Here is a 22,229-nt window from a genome sequence, read left to right as displayed (position 1 = left end):
GCATTCGATTAGACCACCGATTGCATCGGATTTGACCAGCACGCTTAGTAAACATGATCGGTAGAGAGCTGCCCATTGCTGCCGCTGGCGACAGGCAGTCATCGAGCGATTGTGTTGAAAAGGTCGGCTTCGGTTTCCACGGTAGAAAAGTTCGCGCTCGAGATTGAAATCTGTGTTTTCGGCAGAAGGTTCACGCCTCGGATTTCATGTAGCAGCACGCAAAACAGGTGTTTTTACCTATCAGTATCCGAGCGTTTTGGACAAACCGACTTTTTCAACACAATCGGCCATTAGCGGACACTAAGGCCGTACGTGAAACCTGAGACGACTCATATAACGCCTTAGATCAGCCAAAGCAGAGAGTTTCTAGCGCCCTAGATTAAACCCGTTGACTTGGCGGTATTGATTTCGACCCATGCAGCAAAGGCGTCAATGAATTTTTTCAAGAACTGAGTAGTTCCGTCGTCATTCAAATTTCCGCCTGGCCCCAGTAGCCTTGTCGCCCCACCGATATACGCTTCCGGCTGCTGCAAAAGTGGCATGTCCAGAAATACCATAGACTGACGTAAATGATGGTTAGCACCGAAGCCGCCGCTGGCACCGGGCGATACGCTTACGATAGCTGCAGGTTTGCCTGCCCACACAGACTCGCCGTAAGGGCGAGAACCAATATCAATGGCGTTCTTCAATACACCAGGAACTGACCTGTTGTATTCGGGAGTGAAAAACAGTACTCCATCTTTCGACGCCATATTTTGGCGAAAACGAGTCCAGGCTTCAGGGGCACTCTTACCGTTTTCTTCCAAGTCTTGGTTAAACAGATTCAGTTCATTGATCTCGACTATTTCTAATAAAAGGCTCGGTGGCGCAAGCGCGATTACTTCTTGAGCAAATAGGCGGTTCAACGACTCTTTGCGCAGGCTGCCGACAATGACGGCAATCTTTTTAGGCGACATGATGGGACCTTGATTTAAGTGGCTTTAAAGGGGGTAATCAATTTGAAAAGAACAAAAAAACGGACGTCGAACGGTGGCCGAACGATGAGGACTGCCCCACCGCCTGGTCATGCGGGTCTGCCCTATACTTTGGCGGCGCCGTTGACAACCAGGTGATGACCGGAAATCCAAGCTGCATCGTCACTTGCCAGGAAAAGCACGGCGCCTTCGACATCGGAGACAGAGCCCAAGCGCGCAAATGGCGACAACTGTGCCAATGCCTGATAGTCATTTTCCTGAAGGTTAGCGATGACACCGGCGTCACGTAGCGGCCCCGGTACCACACCGTTCACCGTGACGTTACGCTTGCCCATTTCCTGCGCGAGACATTCAACGTAAAGCCGGCCGGCGGCTTTGCTTCCGGCATACGCGGTGAAGCCTGCGTTCGGTACGATCGTCGTAGTGGACGAAATCACGATGATGCGTCCACCATCGGTAACATGGCGCGCACTTTCGCGAAGCGTATAGAAGGTGCCAAACACATTGGTTTTGGTGACAGCCTCGAACATCGCGTTATCGATTTCCGTGATCGGTGTGTCGATAAGCTCCCGCCCAGCATTGGCCACGACAATATCGATGCGCCCAAATCGAGCCAGCACTGCTGCGAATATGGCTTTGACAGCGTCCGGGTCGCTGATGTCTCCCCCGATGGCCATTGCTTGAGCGCCCTCAGCAACGAGCGCCTCGACATTTCGGTCGGCTGCGGCAGCGTCAGTGTTGTACGTCAACGCAACGGAAGCCCCCTCTCTGGCAAAACGACGTGCCAGTGATAATCCGAGCCCGCGCGATGCGCCGGTAATCAGTACAACTTTGTTGGTCATTCGCATGATCAGATTCCGTTGATGCTGCGTTCTGTAGAGGTTGCGTTGCCCTGCCACTGGACAAGTTCCTGCTCGACTTTGGCCATTTTTGCACGCATTCCGCCCATCGCATCGGCACCCAAGGCCGCGTGTACGGGTGGATGATCCGACTCCATCAGGTTGATAATCGCCAACGCCCCTTTTCCTGGAACATTCGGCTGCTTACCTTGCAGACCACCTATAGCTACACGGAACTTACCGACGGGTGTGCCTTCATAGTCATCGATTTTTTGCTCGACGTAAGCCAGTGAGCGACCCGCAAATTGGGTCTCGAATACACCGATGGTCAACACAGTCGTGGCGATGTTAAAGGGTGCAAGTTCACCTGCCAGTGCTTCCCCCAGGATGTCAGTAGCGCCCTTCGCGGCCGAGTACACGCCCATGCCCGGGTAGCCAATGAAGCCACCGATTGCAGAGAATTGAATGATGTGCCCGCTGCGCTGCTTGCGCATCGCAGGGGTTACAGCGCGAATGATGTTCAGGCCGCCAAAGAAATTCAGATCGAATACACGCCGCGCTTCTCGATCCGTCATTTCTTCAACTGCACCCACTGTGCCAGCACCCGCACAGTTGGCGACAATGTCGATACGGCCAAAGTGATCCAGCACCTGGGCCACACCCGTTTTGACCGCCACATCGTCTGTCACGTCTACCAAAACGCCCATGCCCTGCGCAGCATGTTTACCGTTATAGAAATCCACTTCTTCTTGCTTGCGAAAGGTGGCTGCGACTAGCGCACCTTTTTCCAGCAGTTGATGCACTAACTCGCGCCCCAATCCCGATGAGGCACCAGTAACGAGGACGACTTTGCCATTTATTGATTTCATTCTCTGCTCCGGGGTTTGGTTATTCACCGGATGTTAGGTATTGGGCCTCCCCCCAACAAGCCGGTTTGTCCAGATTCAACTTCCCGCTCATTGGACGCTCCTTCCCAGCGAAACATTGCCAAATAACCACATAGTTCTAGACGGTACCCTTGGAAATCTTCAAGATTAAAAATTGCCTTCCTATGATTGGGCCATACGTGAATCGGCTGGACCTGAACGATCTGTTTATTTTTGTCAATGTGGTCGATCGCGGTGGGTTTACTGCCGCAGTTGCAAGTACCGGTATGCCCAAGTCAACGCTTAGCCACCGCATGCAACAATTGGAGGGCGAATTAGGTGTGCGTTTGCTCAGCCGAACGTCGCGTCGCTTCGGTATGACCGAGGCAGGAGAAGAGTTCTACCAGCACGCGCTGGCCGCGCTGCGAGAAGCGGAGATGGCAGAAATGTCAGTGCGTCAGCGGTTGTTGGAACCCGTCGGGACCATCCGGTGTACCGCTGGAGTCGCGACCATGAATTTCGCCATGGCGGGCATGATCGCTGACTTCCTTCGTGTCTATCCCAAGATCAATATGGTCGCTCATGCGGCCGATCGAACCATCGATATTGTAGGCGAAAATTACGACGTCGCCATCCGGGCGCATGAGGCTCCATTGCCGGACTCCGATCTTGTCCAGCGCATGCTCGGGGTCGCTCCCTGGTTTCTGTTCGCCGGATCAAGCTATCTGGCCGAACATGGCGCACCGGCCACGCCAGCGGAGCTAAGCAGCCACGCCTCGATTTTCTTTGCGCGAGCTAATGCCCCCATGAACTGGCGGTTGCGCCATGTCACTCTATCGATCGAAGAAATTGCTGTGCCCATCATGCCGCGGCTGCAAAGCGAAGACATGCTCAGCCTGCAACATGCAGCTATCAGCGGGCTTGGGATTGTGGCCCTGCCGAGTTACATCGCGCGGGCGGCCGTTGCGCGTGGTGAGCTTCATCGAGTTCTGCCCGAATGGATAGCTGGCGATGCCAGGATCACTGCACTGGTACCTTCCCGCAAAGGATTGCTGCCGTCAGTACGTGTTTTCTTGGATCACTTGGCTTCGGAGTTTCCCAAGATCCTCTAGCTGTAAAGCCATCCTTAATACGCTGGGCAAATCGTTGCAGCGGCTTCTCCATGAATACAGCACATTTTTTTACCGAATACAGCAACTACGGCGGCACTACCGAGCGGGTAGGCGCCGAAGATAGGGGGAGTTCTCGACGTCCATACCACCGGACACAGATTCCAGAAACCCCGTCTTGCTGGGTCAGGTACGCATTCCTACCATGGTTTCTTGCCTCTCATCCTCGACGGCACAAACGATACCTGATCTGGAATCTATGACTTTGACAATCACACGACGCGGCGCGATAGCTTTGGGAGCACAGGCAGTGCTGGTTGCAATGACGGCAGGCGCTGCTACGTTTGCCTCTGGTGCAACGCGCAGCTCCAGTAAAACTAAAGAGACCACTCGGACTGGCAAGCAGTTTGACGTGGTGATCGTCGGTGGTGGATCTGCCGGTGCCGTCCTTGCAGCACGTCTCAGTGCCGACCCGCTGCGCAGTGTGCTGCTGCTCGACGCAGGTCCCGACTTTGCGCCCGATCGGTATCCAGCAGTGCTGACGAACGCCGACCTAGTTGCCGCCTCTCCCGAATACGACTGGCATTACCATAGTGACGACTCAGCTCGGATAGGTCACGACATAGCCATCCCACGCGGCCGAGTGATCGGTGGTAGCTCCGCGGTCAATGCTGCTGTGGCGATGCGTGCGCGTCCTGCCGACTTTGCGCGCTGGGCCGGACGCGGAATCGAAGGTTGGGCTTGGCCGGAAGTGCTGTTCGCCTACCGAGCGATGGAAAACACGCCCACTGGCGAAGATGCATGGCATGGACGTACCGGCCCATTTCCAGTGCGTCAGCGCACTGCTGCGCAGAATACTATCTCAATGCGTGCTTTCGTGGCGGCTGCCGAGTCAGTTGGACTGCCGCTCGTGGATGACTTCAACGGCGCGCGCCAGCACGGCGTAGGTCCCTACCCGTTGAATGTCATCAACGGCACCCGAATCAATACCGGCATGGCTTACCTAAGTGCAGACGTGCGGGCTCGCGCCAACCTCACTATCCGCGGCCACGCTGAAGCCGACCGCGTCCTGATAGAACGAGAACGCGCCATAGGTGTATTGCTAGTAGACGGCGAGATAGTTCCAGCCGGCGAAGTGATCTTGTCGGCCGGTGCCATAGGCAGCCCCGCTATCCTGCTACGCTCCGGTATCGGCCCACAAGGCCATCTTCGCGAGATGGGAATCGCCACCGTCGCTGATCTACCGGTAGGTGAACGGTTGCAAGAACATCCGTTTTTCTTCAACGTCTACGCGCTGAAGACCTCCGCAATTGCTATGACCCCAGCCGGCGGCGCCATCGCCTGGACTCGTTCGCAACACGCCGCACCGGACGATCTGGACTTACATATCTCCGGTACACACCTGATCGACCCAAAGGCAAGCCCTACCGGCGGTGCGATAGTGCTGGCATGCGCCGTCACATTACCTAAATCCAACGGTAGCGTACGCTTGACCAGCCGTGACCCCCGAGTTGCGCCGAACATCCGGTACAACTTTTTTGAACAGGAAAATGACTTGGATCGCATGGTCGAAGCTGTAGAACTGTCTCGCAAGATTGGCCGCAGTGCACCGTTTGCTGACTTGGTTGACCATGAAATGACACCGGGTAGCAGCGTACTTGAAGGCAAGGCTTTGCGACAAAACATCGTAAACAATGTCGCCGGCTATCAGCACCCCACGTCGAGCGTGCCGATGGGCGCGGACGGTGACAAGGCCGCCGTAGTCAACAATTGGGGCGCGGTGCGAGGTATAGCGGCACTGCGTGTTGTGGATGCCTCTATCATCCCGGATATCCCATCGGTGGCGACAAATCTTACTACTATCATGCTAGCCGAACGGATTGGTGCCCACCTGACTCGATAATTTCCCCGAACGCAGCGTAAAACTGGAGCATCAATCATTGGATCGCTAAAGCCGAACTCTGCAATAAGAACCACAATCTGAAATTGAATAAAATATACGGAGACCGTTGAGCAAACGCAGTCAATAGACGATAAATTGGAGATTAGGAGTTTGACCGAAACAGCGGCGCAACTGCGGCGCGAGCCAAGAATGGTTTACTTTTATGTCAGACATATCTAGTGCTTATAAAAAAGAGTCAAACCACAGAAAGACCATTTATAATTACCTTAACTATCATACATATAGCTATAACCATTAAATAAGATAACTACAGCTAGGAAGTTAATGCCTTACATTAAGAGAATTGAAATCTTAGAGAACTATAGAGAAGAGAATAATTTCCCCTTCTATTTGCCTTCAATTCAATCAATTAGCAAAATCGAGCTTCACCCCGTGATAAATTTTTTCGTTGGAGAAAACGGTAGCGGTAAGTCAACCCTCTTAGAGGCTATTGCAGTTTCATGTGGCTTTAATCATGAGGGAGGCAGTAAGAATTTCAAGTTTTCTTCCAGCGATGAAAAATCCCTACTGTCCAAGGCATTGCGCTTGTCACGCACCGCAAAGCGACCTCGAGATGGCTATTTTTATCGCGCAGAAAGTTTTTATAATGTAATTACAGAGATGAATAAGTTGGATTGCGGACCTGGCGGGCCAGCTATTAAGGACTCATACGGGGGGAACGATCTTCATACGAGGTCTCATGGGGAGGCTTTTATGGATCTGATTTTACATCGGTTCGGAGGAAACGGATTGTATTTACTAGACGAGCCTGAATCTGCGCTATCTCCCCAACGCCAATTATCTCTGCTGGTACGTATAGCGGAACTCGCAAAACAAAATTCGCAGTTCATAATTGCAACTCACTCACCAATTTTAATTGCTTACCCGGGCGCCAGAATTTGGGAGTTTACCAATAGTGGATTGGAAGAGAAGGAATATTCAGAAACTGAAAACTACCTAATTATGAAAAGTTACTTTGCTAACCCTGAAAGCTTTATGAGCAAGCTATTTGATGAAAAGCATGATTTTTAGTTAGTCCAGGCACTAAATAACATCGATGGTTAGAGCGTTTATCAAGTTCGCTGGCGCAAAAAAAATGAATTGTTGCCGATCGCGACTTAATAGATACGACGGCATTACTGCCTTGTTTAGCGTAGATCGAGATGCCGCCGATTTCGAGGAGAATGGCCGCTTCTGGCCGTTCTCTGCCGATCTTCACAACGGCGCGTGCTGGTCAAGTCGAATGCAAACGGCTGGTCAGCACGGATGCAAATGAGTGGTCAAGTCTATGCAATTACGCAGGCAGATTCGCTCAGTCGAATACACACCACCTCAACCACCTTGGACATCCTGCCTTTCGAGCTCGCCAAAATGCCGCAGGACAGGCCGTAAGGCGCTTTTTAGCGGGTGGTAACGGGATGCTGTGCTGATACAGCACAGGGCCTTACAGGGTGTAATAGACGGAACTGAGACAGGTCCGTGCGTATTACTAATGGAGAAGCCCCCGCGCTTTTGACGGTGCCCCGCTCGCGGTGATTTCGAGGGTTGTCATGTGGCTGGCATAAGCCCATCCGTATCGGTATCGGCAATGCCAGGTGCAGGTGTTCAATGTCCGTGCGTATTACTAGTGGCGAAGCCTCCCGGGATTTTGTCCGGCATAGCCGGGAGTAGCCCCGTGATGAAATATCACGAGTAGCCGCAAGTCCGGTGTGTCAACGCGAAGCGTTGTCCACGGGACGCGCAGCACCGAAGGTGCGGAGTGTTCGTAACACCAAAGGGGGAGAAAGCAAAACCCCGCACTGAGGCGGGGTTCTGTGGGGCTGGCCAGCGATCAGTGCTCACCGCGCTTATCTTGCTTCTGTGCTTCCTGCGCGGCTTGGATGGCCATCAACACCTGCTGGTTCAGAGTGGCGCTACTCTTGCTGCCCAGCAGAGGTAAACGATTCATGGTATGCGCCCCGGCAAACATGCGATAAGAAGCCGACAAGGCCAGCGGGCTTACTCGTAGCTGCAAGGCCGTGAATTGGCGATCCAGCCTATCGAGTTGCGGCCCATAGCCCTTGCTGCGTAGCCATCTGCTGAGCGCCCACATGCCGATGGCGAACGTCGAGGCAAATACTACAAATCCAGCGAACATCAGAACGTCCATCATGGTTATTTCTCCGGTTGATCGTTCGAGGTCATTCCCGGCACTTTGAGCGAGGCGAGGCGACCGGAAGTAGAGTTAGTATTCGAGGCCGGACGGATGACGTTAGGCTCAGCTTGTGAAGCTTCCGTGACCGGTTCTGCTCCATTGGTTGGAGTGGTCGAGTTGGTATCGTCGGAAACTGATGGCGGAGATCCTGCACCAAGAGACAAGGCGTGCGCATTCTCCATACCTGGCACTGCCATCGAGGCCATCACGCCGAGCATCTTTGCGCCACCGTCGGCCGCATGGGCAAGTGCGCTGCCGGAGCTGACAACTCCCCCGTTTGGGGTTGTCTGCTGGTCTTCGTTGTCGTTTCCCCGCGCGGTCTTTCCGGCCTGCTTGGCGGCCTGCTGTACGCCGCTGCTTGGAGAAGACGGAGGGGCCGACGCCTGCCCGGCAAGATTGGCGGAGCTGCCGCCGACCTTCGCGCCTGCGGAACTCGCACCCTTGACCGCTGCGCCGCCGGTGCTGGCACCCACGCCGGAGGACGCCGCTGCACCCATAGCCGACGCGGCACCGCCTGCGGAGTTGGCACCGGCAAAGCTGGAGTTAATCGCCCCCGCCAGACCGCCGCCGCCCAGTCCACCGATACCCGCCGCCCCAGCCCCGGCAGCGCTACCAGTACCGGCAGCTCCGAGGGCGGCAGCAGGAGCCGCGGCCCCGGCTGTGGCAATGGTGGCCGCCGCAGCCGCCGCCCCGGCAGCACCGGCCACTGCCATCCCGCCAATGGCCGAGCCGCCGCCCATTGACGTGCCACTAATCATGGCACCGATCAGGTCAGGAATTGTTTTCGTGAGGTAACAGCACACCAAGGCCAAACCGACCATCGTCATCAATGACGCTTCGTCATTGGTGTAGGCGGACAACCACTGCTTTGCCGACTGTATGATCAGGCCGACAATCAGGGTTAGTACAAATAGCTTGGCGCCAATCGCAACGGTGAAGCGCATCGGCGCAATTGCAAAATCCCGCGTCCATTGCGAACCGCCAAAGCCGATGAACAGCACGGAAGCATTGATGATGACGTAAGACTCTACGAGCGTGACAAACATGAATGCAGCGATGAAGGCGAAACATGCCAACACAAGGATTGCGCATACAGCGATTAGAAGTCCCTTGGCTGGAGAAAACACTGAAATGCCCTCCACCATGGTGCGGCCAAAATCCAGCGCAACTGCCAGCATATCGCCGGGTTCTAATGCACGCCCGAGGCCGCTCGCCGATGCCGCCGCATCACGGAAGCTATCGACAATGGCCGTCGACCATTCCACCGAGTACTTCATGACTGCAAGGAAGAAACCGATCACCAGAATGAAGCGCAGCAGCTCGCCGAGAATCTCGCCGAAATCGGCTTGCTTCATGACCAGAGGCATGAACGTCCAGATGAACTGGATCGAGGCCAGCAGCCAGAACAGTCTGATCGCATAGTCATACAGCTTCCCTGACCACTGGTGCGACTGTTGCAAAACGAGGTCGAGTAGACCCTGAATCGATGTATCGGCATGGGAGAGGTCGGTCGCCGCCACAGCATCTCCGCCCACGAACACACCAGCCAAGGTGAGGAACAACAATAGACGAGGATCCATAGCTAGTACCCCTTCACGCCGCCGCGAGTATTCGGGCGCGCCTCAAATGAGAGATCAGCGTCACGCTGTTGCCGTTGTTGCTCAGCCACAGCAGTACATTCGCTATTGCTTTGAACCATCATGGTGACCATGGAACCGGTCAGTACGGACCCGGCACACATCAACGCGATGAGCCATCTCGAAATAGTCATTCTCAGTACTCCTTCACGCCGCCGCGTGTATTTTTGCGCGCTTCAAACTGCTGTTCAGCGGCTTCGCTAGCGGCCTTCCGGTCGCCTTGCTGAGCCATGTAGTTGCCCTGCATGTTGATTTGGGTGGCCATCAGATCGCGCAGTTTTTGGAGTTGCTGCACATTCTGGGAGGCGATTTCGTTGCCCGCCTGTATAGCTTGCATGCGGCCTACGGCTGACTGCGAACGGGCCACCATGCGATCAAGCTGGATGTCTTCAGACTCGAACTTGCTGGTATTGAGGTTTGCCGCCTCGAGTGCCGTCTTTACGTTGTTGCTGCCTTGTTCCGACCACTTCTGATAGCGCTCATGAGCTGGTACTTCTGCTGAGTTCGCGGCTTGATTTAGGTAGGACTGAAAGCCGGGGAAAGCGGTGTTGAACTGAGAGTCCATATTCTGGATCTGGCGGCCTAGGGACTGCGAACGGGTGTAAAGGTTGGCCACGTTTTTAAGATCGGCCGCGATGCTGCCAAACATGGTGCTTGGCAAGCCCGTGCCTTGGGTGACCATATTCTGATACTGCTGAATCTGCGTCTGAAGCTGCTCTGCAGTGTTCAGCGCCGTGTTGACTGCCTCGGCGTACTCAAACATCTGTTGATAGAACGTCGAGCAGTTTGAGCAGTAGATGGCATATGCGGGGGGTGGTGCCAGGTAGAGACCCACGCTAAGGCTTGTGCTTTTCATTGCTAAAACAAGGGCAGTACGTATTCTCGATTTTCGAGCCGATGAAATCGGCGATTTCAGCAATTCCGTATTCATGCCGAACACCTCGTTTTGTCATGGTTCGAGGTCTGATTATTGGCTGATATGGTGGTTTGGAACATGCGGATAAGTATCTATCCGCATAGAAATCAATGACTTGCGGGCGCTGGCTGGGTGAGATTGACACGTAGCAACCTGATTTTGCTGACATTTTCTTTAGGCATGGACCTGTCTGTCTTTCCAGCGGGATGTGTTTTCACGGCCAAAAAAAAGCCCACCGAAGTGGGCTTTTGATGAAATGGCATAACGCATTAGTGAGCTGAGTAATAGGGGTTCTGGGTCCGATAGTGACCACGCTCCGTTTCAGGGATGTGTAGCGTTTCTAGGTGCCAGTTTTCGAGCGAGGAAGCCAACTCTGCCGCAATGCGTTGGGCTTCTCTAACGGCTTTACTAGGTCGCCCGCTGGCTTGACCGAGGTAGGCTTGCAGTTCGTTGAGTTGGTTGGCCAATGAGCTGATGCGGTGAGCGGTTTTCATGATCAATCCCCCTTTCTGATCCTTTCTACAATATTGTCGAATTCTTCCCGAATCTGATCGTCTGTAATTTTAAGATTAACCAATCCTGATTTGATTGCAATTCTTCCAATTCTTTCAGCCGCCTCATATCCAATTTCGCCAATCTTGCTTTAGCTGTTTCCAGCTCTGAAAGGGCGTCAGAACGGCGTTCTGCTAGAGTTTTTCGAGCCATGGGTTCACCGTTTTTAATGAGGTAAATTTAGACAGACTGAAAAGTTCTACCTCATTTTCTCGCCCAAATTAAAGGGGCTACACGGCCTCGCTGTTTCGTGGAGCGTCATATCAGGTCGTCCCGAGTGTTTCCACTATTTGGGTTGTGGTCGAATCCCGCACGTTTTGAGCCGGGTTTGGAAGGCGGTGTGGCGCTGTGCTCAGGATGTCCTCTTACGACTCCTGTCGGGGCTGGTGAGAGGCTTTGCGATGTGAATTGCCCAGAGCCTTTCCTTTGGTGCCCATCGTCTTTTTCCTTTCGTACATACCTGCCGACGTATTTGGTGAATTGCGGGTAGCCAATGCCAAGCTGTTCAGCGTAATCGTCATAGATCGCACGTAGCGGATGCCCTGCATCTATCAGCTTACGAAAGTCATCAAGCCTGGCCAGAAAGGCAACTCGCCCTGCGCCGCGATAGACCTTTTTCGGCCCGTCTGTCATTTGGCGTCTCCTGTTTATGTGGTCGCACTAGTGGTCAGCATTTGCTTTAGGCAACTCAAGGAAATTCTAGGAAATTAAAGGAGATTTTTCATCTTTGTAACGCAATTTAACGCAACTCAAAGAGATTTAGGGCAATTCTGGGTCAGAGATAACCGAAAGTGCGGTAAGGCGAACCTAAGGCGGGCAAGTTGCCTAGAATTGCAGAAGATCAGACGGCAAGATGTGTGTTGTAGGCCTACGCTGCTCCGCAGCTAGGGCCTCCACCACCTACCCTTACTCGCCTTCAGCTCGACGGATCTTGCTCTGCGAGGCGCACAGCCGCTTCCGCGTCTAAAGGCAAAAGCGCAGCGCAAAAACAGGGTCAACCACGACAGGCGGCACCAAAGAAAGGCCCCAGCCCGTCGATGCGGTAAGCCAGTCGTGGTTTGGGCTATTGATCCGCACTTTAAATTGCGATGCGTTAAGCACCCAATTTGGGGAGATGCCAGGTGTAAAAATTACGTTTCGTCGAAAAGGATGGCGTAGCTATTCCATAGTTTTAAAAAATGCTCCCAATCTGTTGCGCCACTCGATGTCTTGAAATTCAAAACGCCAGTGGACCCCAAGTCGATTGGCTTCGTCAGTACATCACTGGCGAGATCGTAGTAGGTCAGAAGCTTCTCATCATCCGTATAAAGCGGTGTGGGGTAGCGCCCGGCCCATACCAGTGATGCCTCGTAGAATGCGATTAACTTGGCTCGATCTTTTTTCAAGGGCACGCCAAGCAGCTGATGAAGGTTTTCGAATTTGTGCCCCTTGAACTCCGTTGGCGAAAAGCCGCGTTGGGCAAGAACAGCTTTCATAATGAGTTCGAGAGAGAGCCCGCAGAGCATGTGATAAACGGGCCAGCAAGCAACAGCCATGCGATACCCAGGTGCATAGCCAAGCTCGGAGGCGATGGCAGAGTCTTGCGGACCCATGGAATGCCAAAGGGCACCTGCTGAGGCTTTAAGATCCGCAGCACGGTTTCGCCAATGATTCGGGTGGTTTCTGTCCTCAGTAAGTGTCGGCCGGTCTGCAATAAACTGTCTGTAATCGTCATCCATACTATGTCTCGATCTCGGTGCCACGTTATTTTGGCTTAGAGTCTCACTCTCTCGGTGCATGAGCAATGCGTCTCTAGCCAGTTGAAAGGTACCTACGGTTGAGCGAGAACTATCCGAGTTGTGATGGTGAGCATGATTTCTCCATTAGTTGAAGCGTTTTAAAAACGTACTCGTTGAGACCTCGAAGAATTAACTAAGAACAGGTTGGCAGGCCGGTTAACGCCCGTTATTGAATTATTTATGTTGGGCTAAAAATGTTATTTATTATAGTGCTCGCATATTGTTCTTGGATAATGTAAAATGTGAGGAGATTCGGTCATGATTTATTAAGAGTTGTTTTGCAGAATATGCCTCAATACTCATCCATAACTAACCCCAAAAGGCATTTGAATCCGCTTGAAGCAGAGGCGCGAAAGCTGTTTCCTTATTATGCTGGGTTTTCAGAGTCATTTGTGGAGAGTGTGCTTGGGGTTTTGGATCTTGCCCCAGAGTCAGTAATATTAGATCAATGGAACGGAAGTGGTACTACAACAAGTACAGCTTTGAAGTGTGGGTTTAATGTAGTTGGCTCGGACCTAAATCCCGCAATGATTATTGTGGCTAAAGCGGCTTTAGTTTCCGTGCTGGATTTAAAAAGTCTGTTGCCGCTTGCTGTGTCTATTGTAAAAAAAGCTGAGCGTCTGAAGATTGATTTCGATTCTGACCCCCTTTTCCATTGGTTTGACTCGGCTTCTTCTTCGAATATTCGACGCGTTGAAGAAAGCATAAATTCAACATTGATCTCTCATGCCACCTATGTTCCGCTGAATACCTCGGAGGGGCTTCAAAAGCTAACACCGCTCTCGGCATTTTTTTATCTAGCCTTATTTAGAGTGGTGCGGAGGCTAACTGCAAATTTTGTTGCTTCGAATCCTACTTGGATAAAAGTCAGTAAGAGCTCAGAGGAGAGAAAGTATGTGCCAAAGGAGGAGGTGTTCGGGCTTTTTATCAAGGAGGTCGAGCAATTAAGTGTTCATCAGGCCATCTCTCCTCGGGATAGAGACCTCAATCTCGACCAGGTACAGTTGATTCTTTCTGATGCGAAAAACTTGCCATTGTCAGAAAATTCTGTTGATGCCATTTTGACTTCTCCGCCATATTGCACTCGTATTGACTATGCTGTTGCTACCTACGTTGAGCTTGCAGTGATTCGGGTTGGAGGCCAGAAGTTCGCACAGCTTCGCCGAGACCTTACTGGAAGCTCAACTGTTCCGAGAACCGGTTCGGAAGAAAGAGTTGAGTGGGGGGAGACTTGTTTGGAATTTCTAGATAAAGTTAAAAATCATCGATCTAAAGCATCAGGTACTTATTATTTGAAGAGTCACATTCAGTATTTTGATTCTTTGTATAATTCTGTCGCAGAGGCAGCGCGTGTACTCAAGCATGGCGCTCCGTTTGTATTGGTTGTTCAGAATTCCTACTATAAAGAGGTTAGGAATGATGTTGCGCTTATTATCGAAGAGATGGCCCGTCATGTTGGCTTGGGGCTGAACTATCACGCAGATTTCGTAGCGGCTCGCTCGATGGTAGATTTGAATAAAAAATCAAAAGTTTATATTAAAAAACGTCAGACGGTGGAAAGCGTATTAGTGCTCGAAAAGAACTGATTTATGCTTGTCTGTAAATAGCGCGATGTCTAGCCTTTACAAATTTCAAGCTGTCTGCCTGCTCTTCCAAGCAATCAAAGAAGTAGGAGCAGATGCTATATACGGCATTTAATCGTATTTCCAGCTCATTCAATGATAAGTTTCTACCCGCCTCGCTTGCGGATTCGCGACCATGAGCAACCGCGTTGCGCTTTTCAGTTATCTCTTTGAAGTAACCTACTTCACTAGGATTTTGAGTCGCCGGTTTTGCGATTCCTAAGCAACAGAAAATTTCTAAGATTGTTTTCGGATAGACATTGTGTAAGTAGCTTCCAAAAACGGTGTCAGGTATAGCGCATAAAGACGTAGACTGCTGGTGTGAAAATATATCTCGTCGTGCTTCCCATTTTTTTTCTCTGACCCAGCTCGAGCTGAGCTTAATTGCGAGTCAAGGGCGATGGTAAATAATGATTGTTCGAGATGTTTTGTCTGTATGTTGAGGCCACAAAGGTGGTTGATGAATGCTTGTACTCCTTGCGTTGCTGAATATTCGATTGCGCCATATAAAGATACATAGATTAAACCACGTAACGTCAGTGACATAGGTCCCATCGGCTGAGGTGTGCCGTCTATCACTTCTAAATTCTTAATGCTTGAATAAAGTAAGCGCGATTCTGATAGTCGATCATTCATCCCTTCTCGTGCAAGTTGGCAAATTGTCATAAAGCATCACGTACGTATTCGATACGCCCAACTACAAATTTTTTCTGATTAGAGCCGGCACCTGTAAATTTTTTTAGATTTTCGTCATTAGCTAGTACTGGTAGCTTCAAAAGGTCGATTTTTTTGCCTTGCTTTAAAGCTAAGGCAACTCCAACGGAAAGTGCTTCAAATAAGTTTACAGGCGTCAACCCGCCTCGGCCTCTGTTTATACCGTTAGGGAAGGCCTTTGCTAATATTTCCATCACGTCGCCAAATAGCTTTTTGTCTGACAGTGGGATTACGCTGTGTCGGACGCTATTCATATATTCATTCATGAATTCCTTGACTGCGTGGTTGAAGTCATTGTAACGATAAAGATAAACAAAAAACCGTAGTACTAGCTCTTCGTAAGTGCCGTTAGATTCGTTCTTGGCTGTTATTTTAACTGAAGACTTAAAGTCAGCGAGCGTCGATAGTGTTTTAAGATCGTCATTGTATGGCCCGCGATAGACGCAGTTCCTGATTTCCTGATCGGTTAACGATACGCCCCCTGTGTTGAGGCGTTCAAAAAGATCGAAGCGTACTGCAAGATCGCTCCTGTCGTTTAGTACTGTGACGCGGATTGGCCGAGTTAGAAACTGCAATTGCATAGATTTTGGAAAGTCTATAAAACCTGTACCGTTGAATGCGCTCAGCTTTTCTAATCCATTCACTATGAGTGGGTTGGCGCGATGTATTTTAGCTAAAAGCTCTTGGCTTCCTACAAAGTGGCTGAGTGATCCTAGTCGTTGTACTCCGTCAACAACCTCCCAAGTAGAGTCTGAGTTCATCGCCATGAACAGACTTGGTACGGGAATTCCCAGTAGTACAGATTCTACGAGTATTGATTGTCGATCAGCGTCCCAAATGAACTGTCGCTGGTATTCTGGTGGCACGAATATATCTCCAGACTCGACCATATCTAAAACTTGTCTAACTGACAGGTCATAGCTATCAAACGAAACAGTTTTTCGTTTTGTCTCAAGCTGAGATTGCATTAAGCCGAGTTTTTTCGTTGCAAGTGCCATTTTTATCCCTTTCGTGGACCAGTCGTCCAGCTGACATGAGCTATGTGATGCCAAGACAAGCGTCTGTATGTATTTTCGTACACATATCGACTGCTCACGCCTCAGTATAACGATGTAATGGCACGCCCTGCTAATCGTTACCAATCTGAACATTTTGACATCCCCGGTGGAGATCTGACACCGTTCCCAGGTAAGCTCAAGCCCTCGGTCCAACGCGGGGCCAAGGCTATAAAAAAGCCGCGTTTTTCGCGTCGCCATTGGCGGCTTGTCTAGGTAGGAAAGAACAACGTGTCGACATCAGGATTGGTCGCTCAGGCCGTTTCATGGACGCTTTGCGCGACAGCGCTTGGCATTTCGTACTGGAACTATTCACATTACATTGACGCGAAACGTGATCCGGACAGTGCTAAGCGTTATTTGCAAATGGCCCTGTACGCGAGGAACGACGCTGGAATCGGAGAAGACGAGTTCAAGAAGATCGAGAGCTCTCATTACCGGCCATACCAGAAGCGTTTCAGAATTGCACTCTTCGTAGGATTAAGCTCAGGTCTTGCTGGATTGGTTCAACTGCTCGCTTATCCATGACCCGCTCGAGCCCCAGGATTGCGGATGTAAACTTGAATCGCATGCTTAGCTGAGAGAGGGGTAACAGATGAAAGATCGATCCCACGACGAGGCAATGGCCGAGCTGTTCGCGTCCTGTCCTGACTATGCGGCCGAGTTACTGACTGAGGTACGCCGTAATGGCGACCCTGCCGAGCTGGCCATTCTACTAAGGCAGATCGCCAAGGCGTTCGTCCCGGAAGTGGGCCAGTCAAGCTGATTCACAAATCCCCGCGGGTATGATGGAATGGTATATTCCATGGTATAGGTAACATTTGGATTTTTAACTATATGAAATATATGGGTTTTTATTTAATATTGATAATAGAGTGGGAATAAACATTGGCCGACATGGCCAGCGTTGAGTGACTAAAAAACCTGGCCGAGGCCAGGTTTTTTATTGTCTGTCAGATGGGCAGCCGGCTTTGCAGGCTCATGCCCATGTTAGTGAGGGCGCTGGACAGCTTTTCCAGCGTTGGGAAGTGCACGTTATGGACGGCAGCCCAGGCCGGCCGGTCGATGTAGACGCTGCCATCGGCCAGCCGATTGATGGGTGTGCTGACGATGCCCCTGTCTCTGCTGTGGTGCAGCAGGGTGTAGTTGCCCTGGCTTTCATCTATCAGGTACATGCCCTTGCGAAACAACAGCCGATGGTTTTGCTGCACAGTGCGCCGCACCAGAGGCGCCTCTACTTGTACTCGCAGGTCGGCATGGAAGGTGTCGAAGCTATCGTCGGTACTTTCAAGCTGGGGCGCATTGTCGCGATCTATGGCGACACCGGGGTCCAGGCGTACATCGTGACCTTGCCCAGGCAGCACCTCTTCGACACGCAGCCCGATGCCACCTTCCAGCTCACTGAGGCCGGCGAATCCATTGAAGGTGTTGATGTTTCTCGCGCCCGTCAGTACCAGCCACTTACCGCCACCTTCCAGCTCACTGAGGCCGGCGAATCCATTGAAGGTGTTGATGTTTCTCGCGCCCGTCAGTACCAGCCACTTACCGCCACCGTTCAGGGCCCTATCGGTTTGGATAAGGGTGTGGGCGAGGTAATTGCTCGTGACTTGTTCTGACAGGTCGGCGACAGGGTTGGGGTATTTGTAATGGGCTGCGCAGTCGATTGCCTGAACACGTATGCCGTTGTCCCTGGCGACCTTGACCAGTTCCAGTTCGTTGAATTGCCCGGACGGGTCAGTGCCCAATTGGCTCAGATGATTTTCCAGGTCCTCGGACATAACCCCTGTGCGGAAGTAGAGGTTCAAATCATCCTGGGCGAAGTCATTGAGCAGGCGGCGCATGTACAGGGTTTTGACGCCCTTGCGTGCAAAGAGTGGCATTTTTTCGATGACCAGGCGGGTGCTGGCGACACGATCGAGGGTTTCGCCGATGACGTATCCGGGTATCTCGTCGGGCAGGCGCTCGAGGGCTTCATCAAGGGTGGCGGTGGGTTCAAAGGCAGGAATATTCGGGCGAGCCGGCAAGCGGGTCCAGGGCAGTTCGTTGTAGAAGTCTTGCGCCAATTGCAGCAGTTTGCGGTGGGTTGCGCCGTAATAGTGAGTGAAACGGTCGATGCGGCCGAAACGGCTTTGAACGTGAGTTTCATTGAGCCCCATTGCCCAGCGTTTTACTTCCGGGCGCGTCGATGGCGGGGTATCGAATTGGGTGGTGACCCTGCGCACGTCGTCAGGCGGCTGAGCCACAGGTTGCGGCGGTGTGTGGCGCGAGGGTGCCGCTTCCTTTGCCGCTTTACTGGAGTTGCCGCCACCGCCTTTGAGGCCCGTGCCGCCGGACACTCGCTCCCATTCATTGAACTCATTCAGGCGCACCGGCAGTGATCCGGAAAAACCATGAGGGTTGTTCGGGTCGACGATGGCCCAGTAACCACGGCCATTGGGATCGCCTTCATAACGTACGTAATAGGCCTGATCGTCCAGCAGGATGGCGTGCTGGGGCATGCCGCCTGTGGACCTGAGGGAGTAAACCTGCTGAAACTTTCCCGGGGCGGTATCGAGGGTTTCGCCTTCCAGTATCAGGTTGGTCTGGTAGGCGGCGGGTACCGTAGGTTCGGGTATCGGCGGTGGCGCAAGGGGGGCTGCGGGAAGCGGGGTTTCAACCGCCAGGGTTTCGGTCGCTTCGACGATATCCGGCATGACCCCGTCGGCTTTCAGCAGCGCCAGGTTGAATAGGGTGTCGATGGCGCTGAGTATCGCGCCCAGCGCCCCGGCGCGGCGTTCGGCGAGGGTTTTACCGTTGATGGCCTGGTCGATATTCAGGCCGAGATTCGCCACGCTCGCCCCCACGACCACCAAGGCCACCGGCCAGCCCGCCACCGCCATCGGGCCGAAGGTTTTGCCAAAGGCATTCAAGTAACCGATCCACAGTTTCTTGCGCAGGTCGCCGTTGCTGCGCAGCGAGAAGTCCGCATCGTTGTGCATGCGTGCCTGGCTCGATTGTGCCAGCCAGGTAAACGCATCGCCTTCAATCGTCTGGTCGGTCTGGTTGATCAGATGGTGATTCCAGGTGCCCCAGTCGATAAACAGCTGGTCGAGTTGGTGGTACAGGCCCTTGTCCACCCAGTCCGGCGGCAGGGTACCCGTCAGAGCCTGGGCGGTGCGATAGATCAATACGGGGGTGAGCAGCATCTGCTTCCACGTCACGGCGTCGGTGTCGTCCTGCTGGACTTGGGCTGACAGCGGGAAGTGGGCCATGAACCGGGCGCGGTTGTCCGGATGATTGGTCTGGTTCAGCAGCCAGAAATGCAGGTCGGCGGGTGTCTCGCAACAATGGAAAGCCTGGGCGTCGCCGGGGACGTAGAGGATTTGCCGGCCAGCGTGGTCGACGATACGCAGGATGTCCGTGGCGATATGCCCACCGATATCCAGCGCCGCCACACGCAGCCCATCCACCGTAGGTGACTCGGCGTGCAGATTGGACAGGGTCGGGGGCCAGGGCAAGTTGCTGGCCAAAGCCTGGAGGACCGTTTGCAGCTGGGGCTCGGTGAGGTGCCCGGCCTGGCGGGCTTGCAGCGCCTGGGCCAGGCAGTTGACCTTGGCCAGGGTACGGAAGTCGTCGAAGTGGGCGCTCCAGAAGTCCTCCATGCGGGTGGTGTAGCGATCACAGAAGTTGATCGCCCAGAAATCGTCGAGCACTGTTCGGGCCGATAGCCGCACTTCGTTGTGGTGATCGAACAGCCGCGCCTCGGGCCCGTCGAGATAGAAGCCACCGTCGCCGTCGAGCAGGTCGGCATTGTCCTGGTCATGCACATTGAAGCGGTGAATGACCAACTGCGTCAGCGTCATCGACTCCTGCGGTTTTTCGTTATGGCTCCAACCGGTATAAGTCGCCGGGTCACTGTAGCCGCCGTTGAAGCGGTGCCAGTACACATGATCGGGGTCCAGATCCGCCAGGCCATGTTTGGCGAGAATCTCACGGGCGGTTTCGATGGCCATCGTCTGCATATTCGGGTAGGCATCCAGCACCACGGGAGCCAGGGCCTTGAGTTGTTGCTGGGCGGCGGGGGATGTGTCGGTAAGCGGCATGCTGCTCTCCTTGAGGGGGGAGAGCCGAGCATGCCAAGCGCTTCAGAAGGGCGGCGGGTAGATAATTATCGCCTGGCGATATCGCAGAAGTAGAACTTATCCAGGGTGTGTCGTGATTCGGTGTACTCGAACTGCCGGCCATCCTGCAAAAAACGTCTGGTTACTCACCACGATCACATGGCTTTGGCCATCGAGGTCTAAATGTGCCTGGTCGTCCTTGCTGCGAGGCACGGCTTCGATGGCCGTTGGCGTCGTGGCTCTTTAGGAGCGAGCTTGCTCGCGAAAAAACTGAGAGCGCCGCGTTAAACCAGTATTGCTGCGTAATCGTTAACGCGAGCAAGCTCGCTTCTACAGAAAGCCAAACCAATATTTTTATTGATCATTCTCACACGCTGCCTGGGAACGATCATCAGAGCTGCGGGGTGTCTTCCGGCGGCTTGGTCTTATCCACACCCGGCACATGCAAATTGCCTTCGACCACCTGGTTACCTTCCAGCTGCGGCTGGGTCACCCAGGTCAGGATGTCGTAGTAGCGCCGGATGTTCGCCACAAAATGCACCGGCTCGCCGCCCCTGGCATAACCGTAGCGCGTCTTGCTGTACCACTGCTTCTGCGACAGGCGCGGTAGCATTTTCTTCACGTCCAGCCACTTGTTCGGGTTCAGGCCTTCCTTCTTCGCCAGCAGCCGCGCGTCGTCCAGGTGGCCGGTGCCGACGTTGTAGGCGGCGAGGGCAAACCAGGTGCGGTCGGGCTCGGCGATCTTGTCGTCCAGCTCGTCCTTGATCTTGGCCAGGTACTTGGCGCCGCCCATGATGCTTTGCCTGGCATCCAGGCGGTTGGACACGCCCATCGCCTGGGCGGTGTTCTGGGTCAGCATCATCAAGCCGCGCACGCCGGTCTTGGAGGTGACCGCAGGTTGCCACAGCGATTCCTGATAGCCGATGGCCGCCAATAGTCGCCAATCGACCTTTTCTTCCTTGGCGTAGGCGCGAAAGTGCTTCTCATACTTGGGCAGGCGCTGCTGCAGATGCTGGGCGAAGGTATAGGCGCCGACGTAGCCGAGTACATCGACGTGCCCGTAATAGCGATCTTTCAGACGCTGGAGGGTGCCGTTCTTCTCGACCTTGTCCAGGTAACTATTGATTTCGTTGAGCAGGCTGTTGTCTTCACCGGCGGCCACGGCCCAGCTCTGGTTGCTGGCGTTGCCCAGGTCGAACGCCACGCGCACGTTGGGGAAGTACACCTGGTTCATGGCGACTTCGTTGGAGTCCACCAGGGTCAGGTCGATTTGCCCTTCGTCGACCATGCGCAGCAGGTCGACCACCTCGACGGCGTCGGACTCTTCGTATTCGATGGCAGGGTTCTGCTTTTTCAGCGCCGCCAACTGCTCGGCGTGGGTGCTGCCCTTGAGTACCATGATCTTCTTGCCGACCAGATCCGCCGCGTTGGTGGGCCGCGATTGGCCGTTGCGGTAGATGATCTGCGGCGTGACTTCGAGGTACGGGTGAGAGAAGCGCACCTGTTGCTGGCGCTGTTCGCTGCTGACCAGGCCGGCGGCGGCCAGCACCGGGCCGTTGGGCTTGCCCAGCTGACCGAACAGGTCATCGAGATTGTCGGCGGTTTCGATTTTAAGCGTAACGCCCAGGTCATCGGCAAAGCGCTTGACCAGCTCGTATTCGAAACCGGTTTCACCGTTGCGGTCCTGGAAATACGTCGCCGGGCTGTTCCGGGTAACCACCCGCAATACGCCATCCTCCTTGATTCGCTCGAGCGTGCTGGGTTTATCAACACAGGCGCTGAGCATCAGGAAGAGTCCGGTGGCGATGAGCCATTTGGCGCATCGCGGGCGCAAAACAGTTGGGGAGAACATCTGCGCAGTATACGCAAACGGCCCACGGCGCCATATCTCGACAGCGGTGGACTTGTCTGCTAGCGCCGCCAAAACTGTG

The 22,229-nt window shown here is 53.4% G+C and carries 19 protein-coding genes and 2 pseudogenes; 5 read left to right on the top strand and 16 right to left on the bottom strand.

Going from position 1 to position 22,229, the window contains the following annotated elements:
• Positions 1–374: 374 nt before the first annotated feature.
• From C4J88_RS21910 to C4J88_RS21900, 3 genes are all read right to left on the bottom strand, one after another.
• Positions 375–956 carry an NADPH-dependent FMN reductase gene (locus tag C4J88_RS21910; RefSeq protein ID WP_065883890.1) on the bottom strand — a complete coding sequence of 194 codons (582 nt, stop codon included), beginning with the start codon at positions 954–956 and terminating at the stop codon, positions 375–377.
• A 122-nt stretch (positions 957–1,078) separates the two neighbouring features.
• Positions 1,079–1,822, bottom strand: coding sequence for an SDR family NAD(P)-dependent oxidoreductase (locus C4J88_RS21905; RefSeq protein WP_124367217.1), 744 nt, complete (start codon positions 1,820–1,822; stop codon positions 1,079–1,081).
• 2 nt (positions 1,823–1,824) lie between these two features.
• The gene (locus tag C4J88_RS21900; RefSeq protein WP_124367216.1) at positions 1,825–2,682 is read right to left on the bottom strand and encodes an SDR family NAD(P)-dependent oxidoreductase; all 858 of its coding nucleotides are present in this window, start codon (positions 2,680–2,682) and stop codon (positions 1,825–1,827) included.
• A 149-nt stretch (positions 2,683–2,831) separates the two neighbouring features.
• On the opposite strand from C4J88_RS21900, the gene C4J88_RS21895 reads away from it, so the two are divergent.
• The 3 genes from C4J88_RS21895 (at position 2,832) to C4J88_RS21885 (ending at position 6,762) form a co-directional block, all read left to right on the top strand.
• On the top strand, positions 2,832–3,791 hold the full coding sequence (locus tag C4J88_RS21895) for a LysR substrate-binding domain-containing protein (protein ID WP_256657781.1): 960 nt from the start codon (positions 2,832–2,834) through the stop codon (positions 3,789–3,791).
• A gap of 256 nt (positions 3,792–4,047) precedes the next feature.
• Positions 4,048–5,691 (top strand): GMC family oxidoreductase, encoded by a 1,644-nt coding sequence (locus C4J88_RS21890; protein WP_124408093.1) that lies wholly within the window; start codon positions 4,048–4,050, stop codon positions 5,689–5,691.
• Positions 5,692–6,015: 324 nt separating this feature from the next.
• Positions 6,016–6,762: an AAA family ATPase gene (locus C4J88_RS21885; protein WP_124371595.1), complete on the top strand. Its 747-nt coding sequence runs from the start codon at positions 6,016–6,018 to the stop codon at positions 6,760–6,762.
• 799 nt (positions 6,763–7,561) lie between these two features.
• Here the strand turns inward: C4J88_RS21885 and C4J88_RS21880 are convergent.
• The 7 genes and pseudogenes from C4J88_RS21880 to C4J88_RS21845 all read right to left on the bottom strand — a co-directional run bounded on the left by C4J88_RS21880 (position 7,562) and on the right by C4J88_RS21845 (position 12,747).
• Positions 7,562–7,882, bottom strand: coding sequence for a hypothetical protein (locus tag C4J88_RS21880; protein ID WP_124408092.1), 321 nt, complete (start codon positions 7,880–7,882; stop codon positions 7,562–7,564).
• A 2-nt stretch (positions 7,883–7,884) separates the two neighbouring features.
• Positions 7,885–9,504, bottom strand: a complete 1,620-nt coding sequence (trbL, locus tag C4J88_RS21875; protein WP_124408091.1) for a P-type conjugative transfer protein TrbL — start codon at positions 9,502–9,504, stop codon at positions 7,885–7,887.
• A 193-nt stretch (positions 9,505–9,697) separates the two neighbouring features.
• Complete coding sequence (gene trbJ, locus C4J88_RS21865) at positions 9,698–10,492, bottom strand: P-type conjugative transfer protein TrbJ (RefSeq protein WP_080153553.1); 795 nt, start codon at positions 10,490–10,492, stop codon at positions 9,698–9,700.
• 254 nt (positions 10,493–10,746) lie between these two features.
• On the bottom strand, positions 10,747–10,971 hold the full coding sequence (locus tag C4J88_RS21860) for a hypothetical protein (protein WP_081095871.1): 225 nt from the start codon (positions 10,969–10,971) through the stop codon (positions 10,747–10,749).
• Positions 10,972–10,973: 2 nt separating this feature from the next.
• Positions 10,974–11,182: pseudogene (locus C4J88_RS21855) on the bottom strand (TraC family protein).
• Positions 11,183–11,287: 105 nt separating this feature from the next.
• Complete coding sequence (locus C4J88_RS21850; RefSeq protein ID WP_124408089.1) at positions 11,288–11,662, bottom strand: TraK family protein; 375 nt, start codon at positions 11,660–11,662, stop codon at positions 11,288–11,290.
• A 497-nt stretch (positions 11,663–12,159) separates the two neighbouring features.
• Positions 12,160–12,747, bottom strand: a complete 588-nt coding sequence (locus C4J88_RS21845; RefSeq protein WP_124408088.1) for a hypothetical protein — start codon at positions 12,745–12,747, stop codon at positions 12,160–12,162.
• A 347-nt stretch (positions 12,748–13,094) separates the two neighbouring features.
• Between C4J88_RS21845 and C4J88_RS21840 the strand changes: the two genes are divergently transcribed.
• On the top strand, positions 13,095–14,393 hold the full coding sequence (locus C4J88_RS21840) for a DNA methylase (RefSeq protein ID WP_124408670.1): 1,299 nt from the start codon (positions 13,095–13,097) through the stop codon (positions 14,391–14,393).
• 1 nt (position 14,394) lies between these two features.
• Here C4J88_RS21840 and C4J88_RS28170 read toward each other — a convergent pair whose 3' ends face one another.
• From C4J88_RS28170 to C4J88_RS21830, 3 genes are read right to left on the bottom strand one after another with little or no spacing between them, the layout of a single operon-like run.
• The gene (locus tag C4J88_RS28170; RefSeq protein ID WP_372238024.1) at positions 14,395–14,646 is read right to left on the bottom strand and encodes a hypothetical protein; all 252 of its coding nucleotides are present in this window, start codon (positions 14,644–14,646) and stop codon (positions 14,395–14,397) included.
• Positions 14,647–14,666: 20 nt separating this feature from the next.
• A complete protein-coding gene (locus C4J88_RS27850) occupies positions 14,667–15,065 on the bottom strand; it encodes a hypothetical protein (protein WP_124408087.1) in 399 nt (132 codons plus the stop codon).
• A 26-nt stretch (positions 15,066–15,091) separates the two neighbouring features.
• Positions 15,092–16,141, bottom strand: coding sequence for a DUF262 domain-containing protein (locus C4J88_RS21830; protein ID WP_124408086.1), 1,050 nt, complete (start codon positions 16,139–16,141; stop codon positions 15,092–15,094).
• 652 nt (positions 16,142–16,793) lie between these two features.
• Here C4J88_RS21830 and C4J88_RS27475 point away from each other — a divergent pair.
• Positions 16,794–16,964: a hypothetical protein gene (locus C4J88_RS27475; RefSeq protein WP_164485270.1), complete on the top strand. Its 171-nt coding sequence runs from the start codon at positions 16,794–16,796 to the stop codon at positions 16,962–16,964.
• Positions 16,965–17,151: 187 nt separating this feature from the next.
• On the opposite strand, the gene C4J88_RS21825 is transcribed toward C4J88_RS27475, so the two are convergent.
• From C4J88_RS21825 to mltF, 3 genes and pseudogenes are all read right to left on the bottom strand, one after another.
• Complete coding sequence (locus C4J88_RS21825) at positions 17,152–20,280, bottom strand: membrane-targeted effector domain-containing toxin (RefSeq protein ID WP_124408085.1); 3,129 nt, start codon at positions 20,278–20,280, stop codon at positions 17,152–17,154.
• A gap of 65 nt (positions 20,281–20,345) precedes the next feature.
• Positions 20,346–20,520, bottom strand: a pseudogene (locus C4J88_RS21820) (UTRA domain-containing protein); the annotation flags it as partial.
• Positions 20,521–20,689: 169 nt separating this feature from the next.
• Positions 20,690–22,150, bottom strand: coding sequence for a membrane-bound lytic murein transglycosylase MltF (mltF, locus tag C4J88_RS21815; RefSeq protein WP_124369020.1), 1,461 nt, complete (start codon positions 22,148–22,150; stop codon positions 20,690–20,692).
• Positions 22,151–22,229: the final 79 nt, after the last annotated feature.

It is taken from the genome of Pseudomonas sp. R4-39-08 (assembly GCF_003852275.1).
Lineage (GTDB): Bacteria > Pseudomonadota > Gammaproteobacteria > Pseudomonadales > Pseudomonadaceae > Aquipseudomonas.
Note: the sequence above shows the minus strand (reverse complement) of the source record. Positions and strands in the feature narration are given on the sequence as shown.